We start from the raw sequence: 14,896 nt of genomic DNA, 5'->3' as shown, positions 1-14,896 counted from the left end.
TACTGCTTAGAAAAGAAAGACCCTTATCTATGATAAGAGTCTTATCGTCCATTTCTTTCCGCCGTTACATCATGACAGTGAGCGGCGGTTCTTCCTCGATGATCTCCTGAACGGTATTATCTTCGTTCATCAGGGCGATTTTCGGCTTGAAATCAGCCAATTCCCCATCAGAGAGCATGGCATATGAAACGATGATCACTATATCATCTTTCTGCACGAGACGTGCAGCAGCGCCATTTAGACAGATAACACCGCTATGCCGTTCTCCCGGAATGACATATGTTTCAAGACGAGCTCCATTATTATTGTTCACAATCTGGACTTTTTCATGAGGCAGTATACCTACCTGCTCCAGAATATCCGTATCAATCGTAATACTGCCGACGTAATTCAAATTCGCTTCCGTGACCCGGGCGCGATGTATCTTCGCTTTCATCATTGTGCGAAACATCTTATTTCCCCCTATATCAAAAACGGTCCATGATAGAGCCGTCTGCTTCCAATACAAGATTGTCGATCAACCTCGCCTTATCGAAATAGACAGCCGCAGCGATGATGATGCGTGCTTCTATTTTCCCTACCGGCTGCAATGCAGGATAAGACAAAATTTCAACGTAGTCTATTCTACCATTTGTTTCGCTGTTTATAAATTCTTTTACAGCAGACACAATTCTCAAAGCATCTTTTTCCCCGCCTTGAATGCATTGCTTAGCTTGCTGCAACGCTTGATAAATTGCTGGTGCGGCTTGTCTTTCGTGCTCTGATAAGTAAACATTCCGGCTGCTTTTCGCTAATCCGTCTGCTTCACGGACTGTTGGCACTGGCACAACTTCAAGCGGAAAGTTAAGATCATGGACCAATGCTTGGACAACTGCGACTTGCTGTGCATCCTTCAGTCCGAAATAAGCATGGTCCGGCTGGATCAAGTGGAAAAGTTTCGATAAAACGGTGACAACTCCATCGAAGTGACCAGGTCTCGATTTACCGCACAGAACATCGACGCGGTCGGTAACCTGCAGCTTGATTGTGCTTTCGCCTGGATACATAGCTGCTGCTTCGGGCATGAAAACGATATCGACGCCTTCCTGTTCAGCGATGAGCTGATCACGCTCGGCATCACGCGGGTATGTTTCAAAATCCTCACCTTCGCCGAATTGCAGCGGATTGACGAAAATGCTCAATACGGTTATATCATTCTCTGCCTTGGAGCGTTTCATCAAGGCCTGATGACCTTCATGCAAAAAACCCATCGTCGCTACATAACCGACGGATTTATGCTCTTTTGCAAGCTGTTTTCTCTCCTGCTGTAACGCTTCTAATGTCGTAATGATCTTCATCGTCATTTACCTACTTTCGGTAATGCTGATTCGTCCATTGTAAAACTCTGTTCGTCATTCGGGAAAATACCATGTTTTACATTCTCACGATAAGTGGCGAACACATTCGTGACGGTTTCGTTCAAGTCCGCATAGCTTACGGCAAATTTCGGCAATCGGTCGACACCATACCTGCTTAAATCATGGAAGACAAGCACCTGCCCATCCACTTCTGCCCCTGCACCGATCCCGATGACCGGGATGGATAGCTCTTTCGCAATGCGTGCTGCCAATTGTTTGGGAACACATTCCAAAACGACAGCGATTGCTCCGGTTGCCTCTACTTTTCGTGCATCCTCAAGCAGCTGTTTGGCTGTCTGCTCGTTTTTTCCCTGTACTTTATAACCGCCCAGCATATGAACAGACTGAGGTGTCAAACCAAGATGCCCGACAACGGGAATGCCGCCCGTTGCCAATGCTTTTATGCTGTCCAGGATGACTTGATCAGCTCCTTCGAGCTTGAGGGCCTGAGCACCTGTTTCCTGGAAGATGCGCTTTGCTTGCGGTACGGTTGCCTCTACCGACACATGATAAGTCATAAACGGCATATCCACGACGACAAACGTATCATTTCCACCTCTTGTGACAGCTTTCCCATGGTGTATCATATCCTCGACCGTGACAGGGATGGTGCTGTCATAGCCGAGGACGACCATTCCAAGTGAATCTCCGACTAAAAGCATGTCGATACCAGCTTGCTGTGCCAATTTGGCTGTCGGATAATCATAGGCTGTGACCATGGTAATCTTCTCGTTGTTTTCTTTCATTTTTTGAAAATCGAGTCTTGTTTTCATCGCGTTACTCCTCTTTCCATTCCAATTCAGCAGAAAACAGCCGCTGTATACTGCCATCGTCATTTTCCAATAAAAGCTCGCCGTCTTCACCGATCCCTTTGAAGACTGCACCAAAAACTGTTGTAGGCGTTGTTGCTATTACGCGGTGTCCAAGGCGCAGAGCATACTGCATCCACTCATCCCGGATGACTTGAAAACCTTTATTTGTGTACAACGAATAGACTTCTTCAAACTCTTTCCAAATCAGATGAATTAGCTCCTGCCTGTTCCATTCCCTGCCAGTCTCGATACGTAATGAAGTTGCCTTATGTCGGATATCAGGTCCTATTTCCGTCTCTGTCTGATTGATATTGATGCCGATACCAAGTACGATATGCTGGATAAAATCCTGCTCAGCCTGCATTTCTGTCAGGATTCCAGCAAGTTTCTTATCACCCAGATAGATATCATTCGGCCATTTGATAGCAGCCATTATCCCTTGCTTATGGAAGGTTCGCGCAATGGAAACTGCTGCAGCCAGCGTTAGCTGTGCAGCCTCGCGCGGTCCAAATTCCGGCCGAATGATCAAACTCATCCATATGCCTGTACCCGCAGGGGAATGCCAGTTGCGCCCTTTCGTTCCCTTGCCGCTTACCTGCTGGTCAGCAATTACAACCGTGCCATGGACTGCTCCTTGATTGGCCAATGATTTGGCCAGTACTTGCGTCGAGTCAAGCTCCTCCTCAAAAATGATCTTGCGACCGATCCATTTGGTATCAAGCAGCCAGTTCAGCGTATTTTTACTTAGCTTATCTGGTGATCGTCTTACTTGGTAGCCCTTGCGCGGGACAGCATCTATTTCATATCCATCTGCTTCCAACGCTTTCATATGCTTCCAGACGGCTGCCCTTGAAATGCCTAGCTGTTCCGATAAAGACTGACCGGAAATATACGAGGTACTATGTTCCTGAAGGATTCTTATGAGACGATTACGCGTCGTGTCCATGGATGATCCACTCCTTCAGCTTGTTTTTTTCATTTTCGATCCGGTTCTCCACCACCGCTTTTTCAGAAGCAAGCAAAAGATCACGGATCCAGCTGCCTTTTTTCCTGTCAGGAAATAAGTTGATCAAATCCCCGCCGGATATAGCCAATTCCGAACCGTTGGAGATAGGCAGCTTTCTCCTGATGGAAATAAGTTCATCCTGCACATCTCTTTCCTTGCAAATCTCCATTAAACGACAATAGCCTTGATCAAGATGAACCGGCAGCTGGTAAACAGACCATGCATCGATATCGCAGTGACTCATCTGCACCAGGCTTTGAGCATCTTGTTTGATGCTCTTGGAGAGCTTCCATTCTTTAACCCATTCCATGACTGATATGTCGCTCAATAAAGAACAAAGGGCAATCCACTCTGCGAAACTTCCAAGAGGCTTGATCCTTGACGCCATTTCGCCCATCAGTTCGGATTGATCACAGAAAATCGGCATTGCTTCCCATAATCCAGTTTCTTCAAGGAGATGTACAGCCGTTTTTACATAGTCACCGCCGCATAATTTTTCCATTTCAATCGCCACACGTTCGATTGCTATGCGTGTCAGCCATAAACGCTGCTCTTTTATTACTTTACGGGCGTCGTCATCCAGATTGTACCCCAGCTGGGAGACAAATCGGACACCACGCATCATCCGTAAAGGATCTTCCTGGAAACGGTCAAAGGCGTTGCCGACAGTGACCAGCTCTTGTTTCTCTATTGCATCCCTGCCACCGAAAGGATCGACCAATTCTCCGTTCCTGTTCATTGCGATTGCATTGACCGTATAATCACGACGTGCAAGATCAGCTGTGACATCCGTAACGAAGTTCACACTGTCGGGATGCCGGTAATCGGAATATGTCCCCTCTGTCCGGAAAGTGGTGATCTCGAAACTTTCCTCCTCAAAACGCACGAGTACGGTTCCATGTTCAATGCCAATCGGAATGACTTTATCGAAGACTTGCATTACCTGATTCGGTTTGGCTGATGTTGCAATATCCAAATCCCCGACCTGCTTACCGATGAGATGATCCCTTACAGCGCCTCCGACCAGGTATGCTTCATAACCATGGGATTCAAGCTGCTGCATGACCCGGAATGCTTTATCAAATATTTTCATGGCAAAATCCCTTCATAGATTGCTTCGTATCGTGCAACAATTTGTTCGGAATGGAAAGCTTGGGCTGCATGCTGGATCGCTGCTTCGGAAAACTGTTGCCAAAGCTTCTCATCTGTCAACAGATCCATTGCATAGTCTGCCATTTGTTTCACATCACCCAGTTGTGCCACAAAGCCATTTTTTCCGTTTTCTATCACTTCAGGAATACCGCCGACATCCGTTCCGATACAAGGTACTCCGCAAGCCATCGCCTCTAAAAGAACCAAACCGAAGCTTTCTTTTTCAGAAGGAAGCAGCATGATGTCTGCCATGTTTAAAAGAGCGGCCACATTATTGCGCTTACCCAGGAACAGGACCTTATCTTCCAACCCGCGCTGCTGCACATCCCTCAAAATATCCGAGTACTCGGGACCGTCTCCGATCAGCAGCAGTTTAGCCGGCAGTTTTTCTTGTACATAAGAAAAAACCTGTACAACATCCTGTACACGCTTCACTTTACGGAAATTGCTTATATGTACGAGTACTTTCTCATCTTCTGCGATACCGAACTGCTGTCTCACATCACGCACATCAGCCGGACGGTACACTTCTTCATCCACAAAATTGTAAACGACATCAATCGGACTGACTACATCGAGCATTTCCCTAGTCTGATCCACAAGGCTCTGTGACACGGCAGTGACGACATCACTTTCCTCGATCGCATGGATGATCATCTTACGCAAGCCATTATCAATTCCGAGTACAGTGATATCTGTCCCGTGCAATGTCGTCACGATTTTGACATCGTGCTTGGCGATGGCTTTGGCCAGAATTGCACAAATTGCGTGGGGAACAGCATAATGGACATGCAAAATATCCAATTTTTCTTCATCGATTACCTCTGCCATCTTATTAGCCAATACAAGATCGTACGGTGGGTATTGAAATACAGGGTAATGACTCATCTCCACCTCATGGAAAAACACATTTGGAAGCAGCATATCCAGCCGGAAAGGGACACTGGATGTAATGAAATGTATGTCATGTCCCTTTTTGGCCAACTTCTTGCCGAGCTCTGTCGCGATGACACCGGAACCGCCGAGCGTCGGATAACATGTGATTCCGATTTTCAATTTTTTCATAGCTCCGGCTCACGGTCACGAATGATCTGGCGCCAATCGAAATCGCCCCGGTCCAATCCGCGAATGAATATTTCGGCAGCTGCCAGATTGGTGGCAAGCGGTATGCGATGCACATCACACAGTCGCATAAGCGCACTTACATCAGGTTCATGCGGCTGCGCAGTCAGCGGATCCCGGAAAAAGATGATCAGGTCCATTTGATTCGTTGCGATGCGGGCGCCGATCTGCTGATCTCCCCCAAGCGGGCCAGACTGGAACAATTCCACCGGTAACCCAGTTGCTTCCTTGATGCGTGTGCCGGTTGTGCCTGTAGCATACAGGGTATGTTTTTTCAGCATTTCCTTATATGCAACCGTAAAACGGACCATTTCAGGTTTCTTTTTATCGTGGGCAATCAAAGCAATATGCATGTCTATCGCCTCATTCCAGTATATTTTCTAAACCGTATGCAAGGATGTCCATCTTCATGACGCGTTCTACTGCAAGCTCCACACCCGACATAAACGATGCCCGGTTGAAACTATCATGTTTAAGAGTGAATTGCTCTCCCGGTGCACCGAAAATGACTTCTTGATGGGCCACAAGGCCTGGAAGACGTACACTGTGAATCCGCATACCATCTACATCCGCCCCCCGGGCTCCAGGCATCGTCTCTGTTTCATCCGGATGCCCTTGTTTCGCCGGTTTTCGCACTTCCTGGATAAGCTGTGCCGTTTTTACTGCTGTACCGCTCGGTGCGTCAAGTTTCTGATCATGATGCTTTTCGATGATTTCCACTGTCGGGAAGTATTTCGCTGCTTGCTTGGCAAATTGCATCATGAGTACTGCGCCGATTGCAAAGTTCGGTGCGATGATCGCTCCGATACCCTTCTCTTCACTTAACTGCTCCAGCTCTTGCACTTGTTCTTTGGTGAACCCGGAAGTACCAACCACCGGGCGGACGCCATGTTCGATTGCAAGCTTCATATGTTTGTAGCCTGTTTCCGGTACAGTCAAGTCAATGAGCACATCTGCTTCAACCGCACTCAAACATGCTGCTGCGTCCTCGTAGATGACGGCATCGCTTACCGTCAATCCATCGATATCGGCAATGCGCTTTCCTCCATTTTTTCGATCGATAGCCCCTACAAGCTCAAAATGTGCTGTTTTCTCGATAAGCTGCAATGCTTCCGATCCCATCCGTCCTCTTGGTCCTGCCACAATGATTCTGATAGTATCTTTAGTCATTCTGTAAATCCTCCTGTGTCTTCTTCGTCCATCTGTCTTTATCCCTGGTTTCAAACTTCGTCATCGATTTCTCGAATGCTTCTGACAGATCGATATCAAGGGAATTGGCAAAGCAAGTCAGTACAAAGATGATATCTCCAAGCTCATCTGTAACTGTATTGGCCGCTTCACTCGCTTTCTTCGGCTTTTCGCCATATGTATGGTTCACTTCCCTGGCCAGCTCCCCGACTTCTTCGGTCATGCGGGCAAGCATGCTGAGCGGCGAGAAATATCCTTCTTTGAACTGGGAAATATAAGCCTCGACACGTGCTTGTATCTCCTTGGTTGTATATGCAGTGTTCATGTGCGATCTTCCTTTCGCTATATCATTACCATGTTAGCCTAAAAATAAGGCGTTTGACAAATGTTTTTACCTATTGGGCATATTTGTAGAGATGGGTTTTGTTGTCTATAATATAGAAGGAATTGTCATCTTAGGAGGTGGGTTATGTTAAGACTGCGTTTGAAGAACATTCTGTTCATCCTGTTAGGCGCTGCCATCTTTTCATTCGGTATTGTACATTTCAATATTGCAAATAAACTGGGGGAAGGCGGATTCACCGGAATAACGCTCATTTTACTATTCGAATTTGACTGGGACCCGGCAATTACGAATCTGGTGCTGAACATTCCGCTATTTTTGATCGGATGGAAATTCTTAGGTCGGACAACTTTCGCCTATACGATCATCGGGACAGTTGCTGTTTCCTTGTTCCTCCGCTTATTCCAAACATATGACTTCCATATTGATCTCGGGAATGATTTGCTGATTGCCTCGTTATTAGCCGGGGTATTCATCGGTGTCGGACTTGGCATCATCTTCAGATATGGAGGCACTACAGGCGGAGTCGACATCATTGCCCGCCTGGTTAACAAGTATGCCGGCTGGACGATGGGACGGACCATGTTCATGTTCGATGCTGTCGTCATCGTCACCTCTGTTCTCACCTATCTTGATTTGATTAGGGGGATGTACACACTGGTTGCTGTATTTGTCGGCGCCAGGGTGATCGACTTCATTCAGGAAGGCGCCTACTCGGCAAGGGGAGCAACCATCATTTCCACACAAAGTGCCGATATCGCCAATCAGATCCTGAAACAGATGGACCGGGGTGTCACCGTCCTTGACGGCAGAGGCAGTTTCACCGGTGAAAAAAGGGATGTGCTTTATTGCGTGGTTGCCCGCAACGAAATCGTTAGACTGAAAGCGATCATCACCTCGGTCGACCCGCATGCTTTTGTGGCGCTCAGTGAGGTGCATGATGTGATGGGCGAAGGTTTCACGCTGGATGAAAATAAAAAGCCTTATCATACAGAATAGCATTTTGCATGCATTCATACGAATGAATTGGTAAAGTGGAGAGGAATAAACGAAAGAGGTGTGATGATGGAGCTTACTGGGAAGAAAATACTGTCTTTTGTCAGTGATGATTTTGAAGATCTGGAGCTATGGTATCCTGTGTTGAGACTTCGCGAGGCTGGTGCACAAGTGCATTTGGCGGGTGAAGCAGCCAATACAGTCTACAAAGGTAAATATGGCGTCCCTGCGACATCGGATGTAACATTTGATGAAGTCATTCCGAATGAGTACGATGCGTTGCTTGTCCCCGGCGGCTGGTCGCCGGATAAATTGCGCCGCTATCATGCTGTATTGGAAATCACCCGTCACTTTCACACGCATAAAAAACCGATCGGCCAAATTTGCCATGCTGGCTGGGTGTTGATATCTGCAGGCATCCTGAAAGGTGTAAACGTGACGAGCACGCCAGGAATCAAGGATGATATGACAAATGCCGGTGCCATCTGGCATGATGAAGCAGTCGTCGTCGATGGTCACATCGTCAGCAGCCGACGTCCGCCTGATCTGCCCGACTACCTTCGCGAACTGATCAAAGTCATACAGTCACAATAAAAAGGCATCCCACGGCGGGATGCCTTTTCTTACTCTTCGTTATTTCCAACGAAGAACATAAGGATGAAGCGTACGAGCTCGGCTACAGCTACTAGAGCTGCGGCAACGTAAGTCATTGCTGCTGCATTCAGGACTTTCTTCGTGGAGCGTTCTTCATCATTGCGGATGATTCCGGTTGAAACCAGCTGTGCCATCGCACGGTTGGATGCGTTGAACTCGACCGGCAAAGTTACGACCTGGAACAATACCGCGATAGCGAATAACGCGATACCAACACCCACTAGTTGTAGCGCTCCGAAAATCGCCCCTGCAATGATGAGCATGAAGGAAAGGTTATTACCCCAAGCAGCTGCTGGTGCAAGCGCTGTACGGAATTTAAGGAAGCCGTACCCTTCTGCATCCTGTATTGCGTGTCCGACTTCGTGGGCAGAGACAGCTGCCGCAGCCATGGAATGACCATGATAGTTGTCGGTGGATAGACGGACCACTTTGTGACGGGGATCATAATGATCAGATAACATACCACGTGTTTCCTCGATCTGCACATCATATATACCGTTATCATCGAGAATCTTTCTCGCAACCTGTGCACCAGTCATCAGAGAAGAAGTTTCTACTTTCGAATATTTCTTGTACGTACTTTTAACCTTTGATTGAGCCCATAATGGGATAATCAGAAGCAGTGCTATATAGATAATATAAGCACCTAGTGACATATACATTCCTCCATAAAAATATTTGGAACTTATTAAGGTCAATTTTAGTCAAGAATTCAAAAAAAATCAACTATTAGGATCCTTGTTCACACTTTTGTCATTTTCAGCTCGATACTTCTTATAGCCGACATAAATAAGTGTCCCTACTATGCTTGCACTAATACCAAGTATTCCCCAGAATCGTCCCGTTCCATAACTGCTTTTATCAGGTACTGCAATGCTATACAAGTATGCAGGCAGTGAATTGAATTGTTGATCAAACGTTTGTTCCATTTTGTCGGAAGATGACGATAAAGCCTCCGTTTGCGGCTGCAGCATCAATTCAGCAATGTTGGCAAGTACAAAAAAAGAGGCTGTCAGAACAACGACGAGAAGCAGCTTTTTCATAAGCATCCCCTCTTTTTTAGAAGTTCCTACAGCCTATGCTGGTGAATGATCATGTATGTCGGTATCAGCCTTATTAATTTGGATAAGTTGACGACTTCCGCTGTGTGACCATATAACCGACTAAGATGGAAACGATGCTCAGCCAGAAAGTGAAATATCCGATCACATCACTGTAATCAGTCAAATTGCCGTATATCGGCATCATATCGAAAACATAGTCAATGATATCATTATGCAAGACAACGACGGCAGCCAAAGCTAAATGACGCAATTTCACTCGATAAAGCGGTGCATACAGAATCCCTTGGACAGCCATTGCTAAATGGGAAGCAATGAGCATATACCCCTGCCAGGAAAGTGTTCCTGCTACTGACAAAGTCAAAAGATTCATCACGACCGCCCAGATACCATATTTGAACAAAGAAGTGACTGCCAGCGCTTCGATATAACCGTTTTGTTTTCCGATTAATAATAAGCCTAGAAAAATAGTGAAAAAGAGACTGGCCGTTGGACTATCCGGTACAAAGGGCAGAAAAATCGCCGGCGTTATTTCGAGCTGCCAGCCATACCACATATATCCGTAAATCGTCCCGAAAAGATTGATGATAAACAATGATAAGATGCTATAACGATGGAAAAGAAGACGATACATGATGTACTTATCCTTTCATTTCAATTATGTATTCCAAACTGCCCATGAATGAGCCGTCACTTTATTTTAGCAGAATATTCTTTTCTATCGGAAATTTAAACTAGAAAGATAAAAAAATAGATGCGCTAATAAAGCGCATCCTGTTAAATATGTTCAATTTTGTCTTCCGCTTCTTCTTTCAATTGACGCATCGCCTTGCTCAATAATCGGAATTTATCTTCATCCCTCTTATCAAGAGCCAAATCAATTGCTTCTTGCAATTTTTTCTTCTTGTATTGATAATGCGATGCATCAAGAAGTTTTGCTGCCAGCTGCCGGTCTTCTTTTGTTACATAATGATCCTCCGGCAGGAAAGGATTGTCTTCCAACACTGCGACATATTCCATGCTCTGATGGGAATTCTTGAAATTGAGTTGAATATAGACAGGATCTTTCTTGTTCATACGGATATCATGGAATGATTTTTCCGCATCTGTCGTGACGATATTATCTTTGTAAAAACGGAATGGTACTTCTTCGGAACAATGGGCGGATATGATGATTCCTCTGGGACTGAATCTTGCTTCGCGAATGAAATGTACATTATCAAGAAACGAATCGTGATTGATCAAGTAATTCAAGATCCAGACACTTTCCCTGCGCTTCAATTGGTAATTATCCAAAAACCAGCGAATGAACGTCTTTTTATCCTGCATGGTAACGGAAATATTCATATGTGCCCCCTCCCAGAAAGCGAAATGATTTCAATTCAATGCATTTATTGAGACAAGAGCCGGTTGATATTCTCTTCGACTTCGATATCTGATGGCTCCAAACGAAGATACTCTTTTAGTATTTCGACAGCCTCTTGCATCCTCCCTTCTTCCAATAGGAAATAACCGTATTCTTTTAGAAAATCGCTATCATCTTTGAAGTTAGTATATGCTTCCCTGTATGCCTTTAATGCCTCATCGAACATTTCAGTTTCATTATAGGCGCGCGCAAGCTCCCAACGGTACGCTGCATCTTCTTCATCCGTTTCCAGGATATGCGTCAATAATTCGATGATTGCCTCATGATCTTCATCCAGCTTGAAATTCTCGATCAAATATAGAATCGCTTCTTTATATCCCGGATCAAGCGCGATAGCATGACGGATCAGGAAGTAACTGCGATCATTCTTGCCCAGCTGCCTGGCGAGACGACCTGCTGTGAAATAAAGCTTTTGGTTATATTCATCCAATGCCAAACCTTTTTCTGCCGTCTCAAAAGCTTTCTCCATCATGCCTTCTTCTTCATAGGCTTTGGCTAGATATTCATAGACAGACAGATAATCAGCTTCTTCTTTTAGAAGCTTCTCCCAAGTACTGATCGCAATGTCGTATCTGGATAATTTGAATGCCGTGAAACCGTAGCTGAACAGCTGCTCCACATCCTCGACATCCGTTTCCTGATAATAAGTCAATGCTTTTTCAAATTCGCCCGTAGCTGCAAAAGCTTCGGCCAAACGAAGGGCAACATCGATATCTCCCATTACGGTTTCTTTTTCATAAACCTTTTCATAGTAGGTGATCGCCTTCAGGTATGATCCTGTTGATAACGCCAGCTCACCCAATGCCAAATCGATGACAGTTTCAGATGGATCGAAGCGCTTGGCAGCTAATAATTTCTGCTCCGCCACTTCGAATAATCCTTGCGCTTCGTATAAATCAGCGAGTTGCATTTGAGCTGGTACAAAATAGTCTTCATCTTCGACAATCTGATCAAGCTTATCGATTGCTTCTTGGTCTTCATTCAAATCGATATGGAGCTCAGCAAGCATCATCTTGAGCTCCATTTCGCCAGGGAACATTTGTTCCAGCTGAAGCAAGACGGCTTTTGCTTCTTCATGCATACCCCATTGCATATACAATTCTGCAATGGTAAATTTCTCTTCCTCATTGGCGCGCGGCAAATATGCCTCCAATGTATCGACAGCTTCCTGCGGCTGATCATTTTCCATATATGTTATCGCTTTTTGCAATTCTTCCATTTATGCCACTTCCTTCTATTCACACACTTATCAGCTTTTATAGTCTTTCTTCAGTGTAACCTAAAGCAAGTGCTTTAGAACAGTAAAAAAGCCTGATTCCCTCTTGGGAATCAGACATATTCAATTTTGCAGTGCACGGAGATCCTCAAAAAATGATGGATATGAGATATTGATGCTATCTGCATCAGTAAGGATCGTTTCTCCATTTGCGATCAAGCTGGCGATGGCAATCATCATTCCGATACGATGATCACCGAAAGAATCAGCAGATGCACCTTGCAGAGATTGATTCCCTGGAATCCGCATGCCATCAGGCGTCGTTTCCACTTCCGCCCCAAAACTTCGCAGCGTAGAAGCTATTGCTTCAATCCGGTCTGTTTCTTTGAATCGGAGTTCTTCAGCATCTTTGATAACCGTATCTCCATCGGCTTTAGTGGCGAGCAATGCTAATATAGGCAATTCATCGATAAGCCGGGGAATGATACCTCCGCTAATCTCTGTTCCTTTCAACGATCGATAGCGTATCCTAATGTCCCCGATGCGCTCACCAGCTTGGATTTTATGCTCTTTGATTTCCATATCGGCTCCCATATCCCGCAATACATCCAGGATGCCGGTTCGTGTTTCGTTCAGTCCGGTATTGGATAAGGTAATATCACTGTTTGGTACCAAACAGGCAGCGACAAGGAAGAATGCGGCTGAAGAAATATCACCCGGAACATATACATCCGTACCAACGAGCTGCTGACCGCCTTGAACAGTCACAGTCGTTCCAGACACATCGATGCTTGCCCCGAAGCTTTGCAGCATCTGTTCGGTATGGTCCCTCGTTTTGACATCTTCTGAAATCCGTGTTTCACCATCAGCTAAAAGACCAGCCAACAGCAAGGCGGATTTTACTTGGGCACTCTTGACGGGTGTGTGGTATGTAAGCTCCGACAGCTTCTGTCCGTCAACTGCCAAAGGCAAATACTTACCTTTTTCACGCCCATTTATCTTTGCACCCATTTGACGAAGCGGCTTTGCGACACGGTCCATTGGCCGCTTCGTCAAAGATGCATCCCCATATGCCGTGATATGGAATGGCAAAGCAGCGAAAACACCAAGCAGAAGACGCGCTGTCGTTCCCGAGTTTCCAAAGTTAATCGGCTGCAATGGCTCCTTGAAGCCATCTTTTCCTTCACTTTCAATGATGACGGTCTCGCCATCCTTTTCAATCGAAACGCCAAGCGCACGAAAAGCATCGATTGTCCGGAGACAGTCCTCCCCGCTTAGGAAATGGCGGACAGTTGTCTTCCCTTTGGCCAAAGAACCAAAAATGATGCTCCGATGGGAAATGGACTTGTCTCCAGGTACGGTAATGGAACCAGAAAGTCCCTTTTCTGTCGGTTGCAAACGGATATCTGTCACTATTTTCACCTTCAATCTTCAATCTTTACTTCATAACCAAACACTTCCAGCACACCTTTTGCCTTCAGCTGGATTTTCTGCTCGGCGAAGCTGAGGCGAAGAACTCCTGTCAGACCTTCCCGAAGCTCGAGTATTTGGATATTGACAATACTCAAGCCAGCATCGGCGACAATGGTGAGTACCTTTTGCAAGGCTCCTGGTCGGTCGGTAATATCGACATACAAGTCATAATAGCCCGGAATCGCACCTTTTTTCCGAGGTTCCAAACCATCCCGGTAATGCTTCGCTTCTTCCAGATATGCATGGATCTCCGATCTATGATCCTCAAGCAGAAGCTTACGGAAAGTTTGCATTTCTTCGATCCAATCATCAAGCAAGACAGCCATCTTTTCTTTATTCTGAAAGAAGATGTCCTGCCACATACCAGGATTGCTGGAAGCGATCCTGGTAATGTCCCGAAACCCGCCAGCAGCAAGTTTCGGGAGAAAGCTGTGCTTTGTTTCCCATTTCTTGGCTTGCTGCACCAATGCCGAGGCAATCAAATGCGGGAAATGGGAGACAACTCCCGTCATCTCATCATGTTCTTCGGCAGTCAGCGTGATGAATGTGCTTTTGGTACCATCGAGAAGATCCTTCAACCGATCAAGGTCGTCTTCTCTTGCCTGCTGTACTGGAGTTAGTACATAGATGGCATTTTCAAAAAGATGCGCTTTGGATGCTTCGATTCCATGTTTATGGGATCCAGCCATCGGATGACCGCCGACGAAGACGATTTTATCCGATCGCAAGGAAGCAGCCTGATGAAATATCGGCCCTTTGACCGAAGAAACATCCGTCACAAGCACTTCCTTTTCCAGTTTCATATCATCGAGCTGTTTAAGCAACTCGACAGACTTGGACACTGGTGCTGCAAGTAAAATGATATCAGCCTTTTTAGCGGCCGCTTGAAAAGAGGATACTGCTTCATCGATAATGCCATGCTGAAGGGCGTACTTCAATGTACTGTCCTTCTGGTCCACCCCGATCAGATGAACTTCTTTATGCTGTTGAATATTACGGGCAAGCGAGCCGCCGATCAATCCGAGCCCCGCGATAACAACCGTCTCCATA

General features: G+C 45.9%; 18 protein-coding genes. 2 read left to right on the top strand and 16 right to left on the bottom strand.

Features of this window, described 5'->3' with window-relative positions; all coding sequences use genetic code 11:
- Window positions 1-64 precede the first annotated feature (64 nt).
- The 9 genes from panD to AB1K91_RS06055 are packed head-to-tail and all read right to left on the bottom strand — an operon-like array spanning window position 65 to window position 7,002.
- On the bottom strand, window positions 65-451 hold the full coding sequence (gene panD, locus AB1K91_RS06095) for an aspartate 1-decarboxylase (RefSeq protein ID WP_413088894.1): 387 nt from the start codon (window positions 449-451) through the stop codon (window positions 65-67).
- A gap of 16 nt (window positions 452-467) precedes the next feature.
- Entirely contained in the window at window positions 468-1,337 is an 870-nt protein-coding gene (gene panC, locus AB1K91_RS06090) for a pantoate--beta-alanine ligase (protein ID WP_413088893.1), read from the bottom strand.
- Between the two features lie 2 nt (window positions 1,338-1,339).
- The gene (panB, locus tag AB1K91_RS06085; RefSeq protein ID WP_413088892.1) at window positions 1,340-2,170 is read right to left on the bottom strand and encodes a 3-methyl-2-oxobutanoate hydroxymethyltransferase; all 831 of its coding nucleotides are present in this window, start codon (window positions 2,168-2,170) and stop codon (window positions 1,340-1,342) included.
- Between the two features lie 4 nt (window positions 2,171-2,174).
- Complete coding sequence (locus AB1K91_RS06080; RefSeq protein WP_413088891.1) at window positions 2,175-3,155, bottom strand: biotin--[acetyl-CoA-carboxylase] ligase; 981 nt, start codon at window positions 3,153-3,155, stop codon at window positions 2,175-2,177.
- The gene (locus AB1K91_RS06075; protein ID WP_413088890.1) at window positions 3,139-4,308 is read right to left on the bottom strand and encodes a CCA tRNA nucleotidyltransferase; all 1,170 of its coding nucleotides are present in this window, start codon (window positions 4,306-4,308) and stop codon (window positions 3,139-3,141) included. The genes AB1K91_RS06080 and AB1K91_RS06075 overlap by 17 nt, the downstream gene beginning before the upstream one ends.
- Complete coding sequence (bshA, locus tag AB1K91_RS06070; RefSeq protein WP_413088889.1) at window positions 4,305-5,432, bottom strand: N-acetyl-alpha-D-glucosaminyl L-malate synthase BshA; 1,128 nt, start codon at window positions 5,430-5,432, stop codon at window positions 4,305-4,307. Before bshA ends, AB1K91_RS06075 begins: the two co-directional genes overlap by 4 nt.
- A complete protein-coding gene (gene mgsA, locus AB1K91_RS06065; protein WP_413088888.1) occupies window positions 5,429-5,842 on the bottom strand; it encodes a methylglyoxal synthase in 414 nt (137 codons plus the stop codon). Before mgsA ends, bshA begins: the two co-directional genes overlap by 4 nt.
- Before the next feature lie 10 nt (window positions 5,843-5,852).
- Window positions 5,853-6,659, bottom strand: a complete 807-nt coding sequence (dapB, locus tag AB1K91_RS06060) for a 4-hydroxy-tetrahydrodipicolinate reductase (protein WP_413088887.1) — start codon at window positions 6,657-6,659, stop codon at window positions 5,853-5,855.
- Window positions 6,652-7,002, bottom strand: a complete 351-nt coding sequence (locus tag AB1K91_RS06055) for a nucleotide pyrophosphohydrolase (RefSeq protein ID WP_413088886.1) — start codon at window positions 7,000-7,002, stop codon at window positions 6,652-6,654. The genes dapB and AB1K91_RS06055 overlap by 8 nt, the downstream gene beginning before the upstream one ends.
- 144 nt (window positions 7,003-7,146) lie before the next feature.
- Between AB1K91_RS06055 and AB1K91_RS06050 the strand changes: the two genes are divergently transcribed.
- Complete coding sequence (locus tag AB1K91_RS06050; RefSeq protein ID WP_413088885.1) at window positions 7,147-8,019, top strand: YitT family protein; 873 nt, start codon at window positions 7,147-7,149, stop codon at window positions 8,017-8,019.
- A 66-nt stretch (window positions 8,020-8,085) separates the two neighbouring features.
- Window positions 8,086-8,610, top strand: a complete 525-nt coding sequence (locus AB1K91_RS06045) for a type 1 glutamine amidotransferase domain-containing protein (protein WP_413089071.1) — start codon at window positions 8,086-8,088, stop codon at window positions 8,608-8,610.
- Between the two features lie 29 nt (window positions 8,611-8,639).
- Here the strand turns inward: AB1K91_RS06045 and AB1K91_RS06040 are convergent, their stop codons facing one another.
- The 7 genes from AB1K91_RS06040 to AB1K91_RS06010 form a co-directional block, all read right to left on the bottom strand.
- Complete coding sequence (locus AB1K91_RS06040) at window positions 8,640-9,326, bottom strand: zinc metallopeptidase (RefSeq protein ID WP_413088884.1); 687 nt, start codon at window positions 9,324-9,326, stop codon at window positions 8,640-8,642.
- 66 nt (window positions 9,327-9,392) lie between these two features.
- On the bottom strand, window positions 9,393-9,713 hold the full coding sequence (locus AB1K91_RS06035; RefSeq protein WP_093728360.1) for a sporulation protein YpjB: 321 nt from the start codon (window positions 9,711-9,713) through the stop codon (window positions 9,393-9,395).
- 73 nt (window positions 9,714-9,786) lie between these two features.
- Entirely contained in the window at window positions 9,787-10,365 is a 579-nt protein-coding gene (lhaT, locus tag AB1K91_RS06030; protein ID WP_413088883.1) for a lipoprotein heptaprenylglyceryl N-acetyltransferase LhaT, read from the bottom strand.
- A gap of 143 nt (window positions 10,366-10,508) precedes the next feature.
- Window positions 10,509-11,078, bottom strand: a complete 570-nt coding sequence (locus AB1K91_RS06025) for a ReoY family proteolytic degradation factor (RefSeq protein ID WP_413088882.1) — start codon at window positions 11,076-11,078, stop codon at window positions 10,509-10,511.
- Window positions 11,079-11,122: 44 nt separating this feature from the next.
- A complete protein-coding gene (locus AB1K91_RS06020) occupies window positions 11,123-12,376 on the bottom strand; it encodes a tetratricopeptide repeat protein (RefSeq protein ID WP_413088881.1) in 1,254 nt (417 codons plus the stop codon).
- Window positions 12,377-12,496: 120 nt separating this feature from the next.
- On the bottom strand, window positions 12,497-13,786 hold the full coding sequence (aroA, locus tag AB1K91_RS06015; protein WP_413089070.1) for a 3-phosphoshikimate 1-carboxyvinyltransferase: 1,290 nt from the start codon (window positions 13,784-13,786) through the stop codon (window positions 12,497-12,499).
- 11 nt (window positions 13,787-13,797) lie between these two features.
- Entirely contained in the window at window positions 13,798-14,895 is a 1,098-nt protein-coding gene (locus AB1K91_RS06010) for a prephenate dehydrogenase (RefSeq protein WP_413088880.1), read from the bottom strand.
- Between the last annotated feature and the right edge of the window lies 1 nt (window position 14,896).

The organism is Terribacillus jepli (assembly GCF_047228925.1).
In the GTDB taxonomy this organism is placed as follows: domain Bacteria; phylum Bacillota; class Bacilli; order Bacillales; family Amphibacillaceae; genus Terribacillus.
This window is presented reverse-complemented; position numbering and strand designations above follow the sequence as displayed.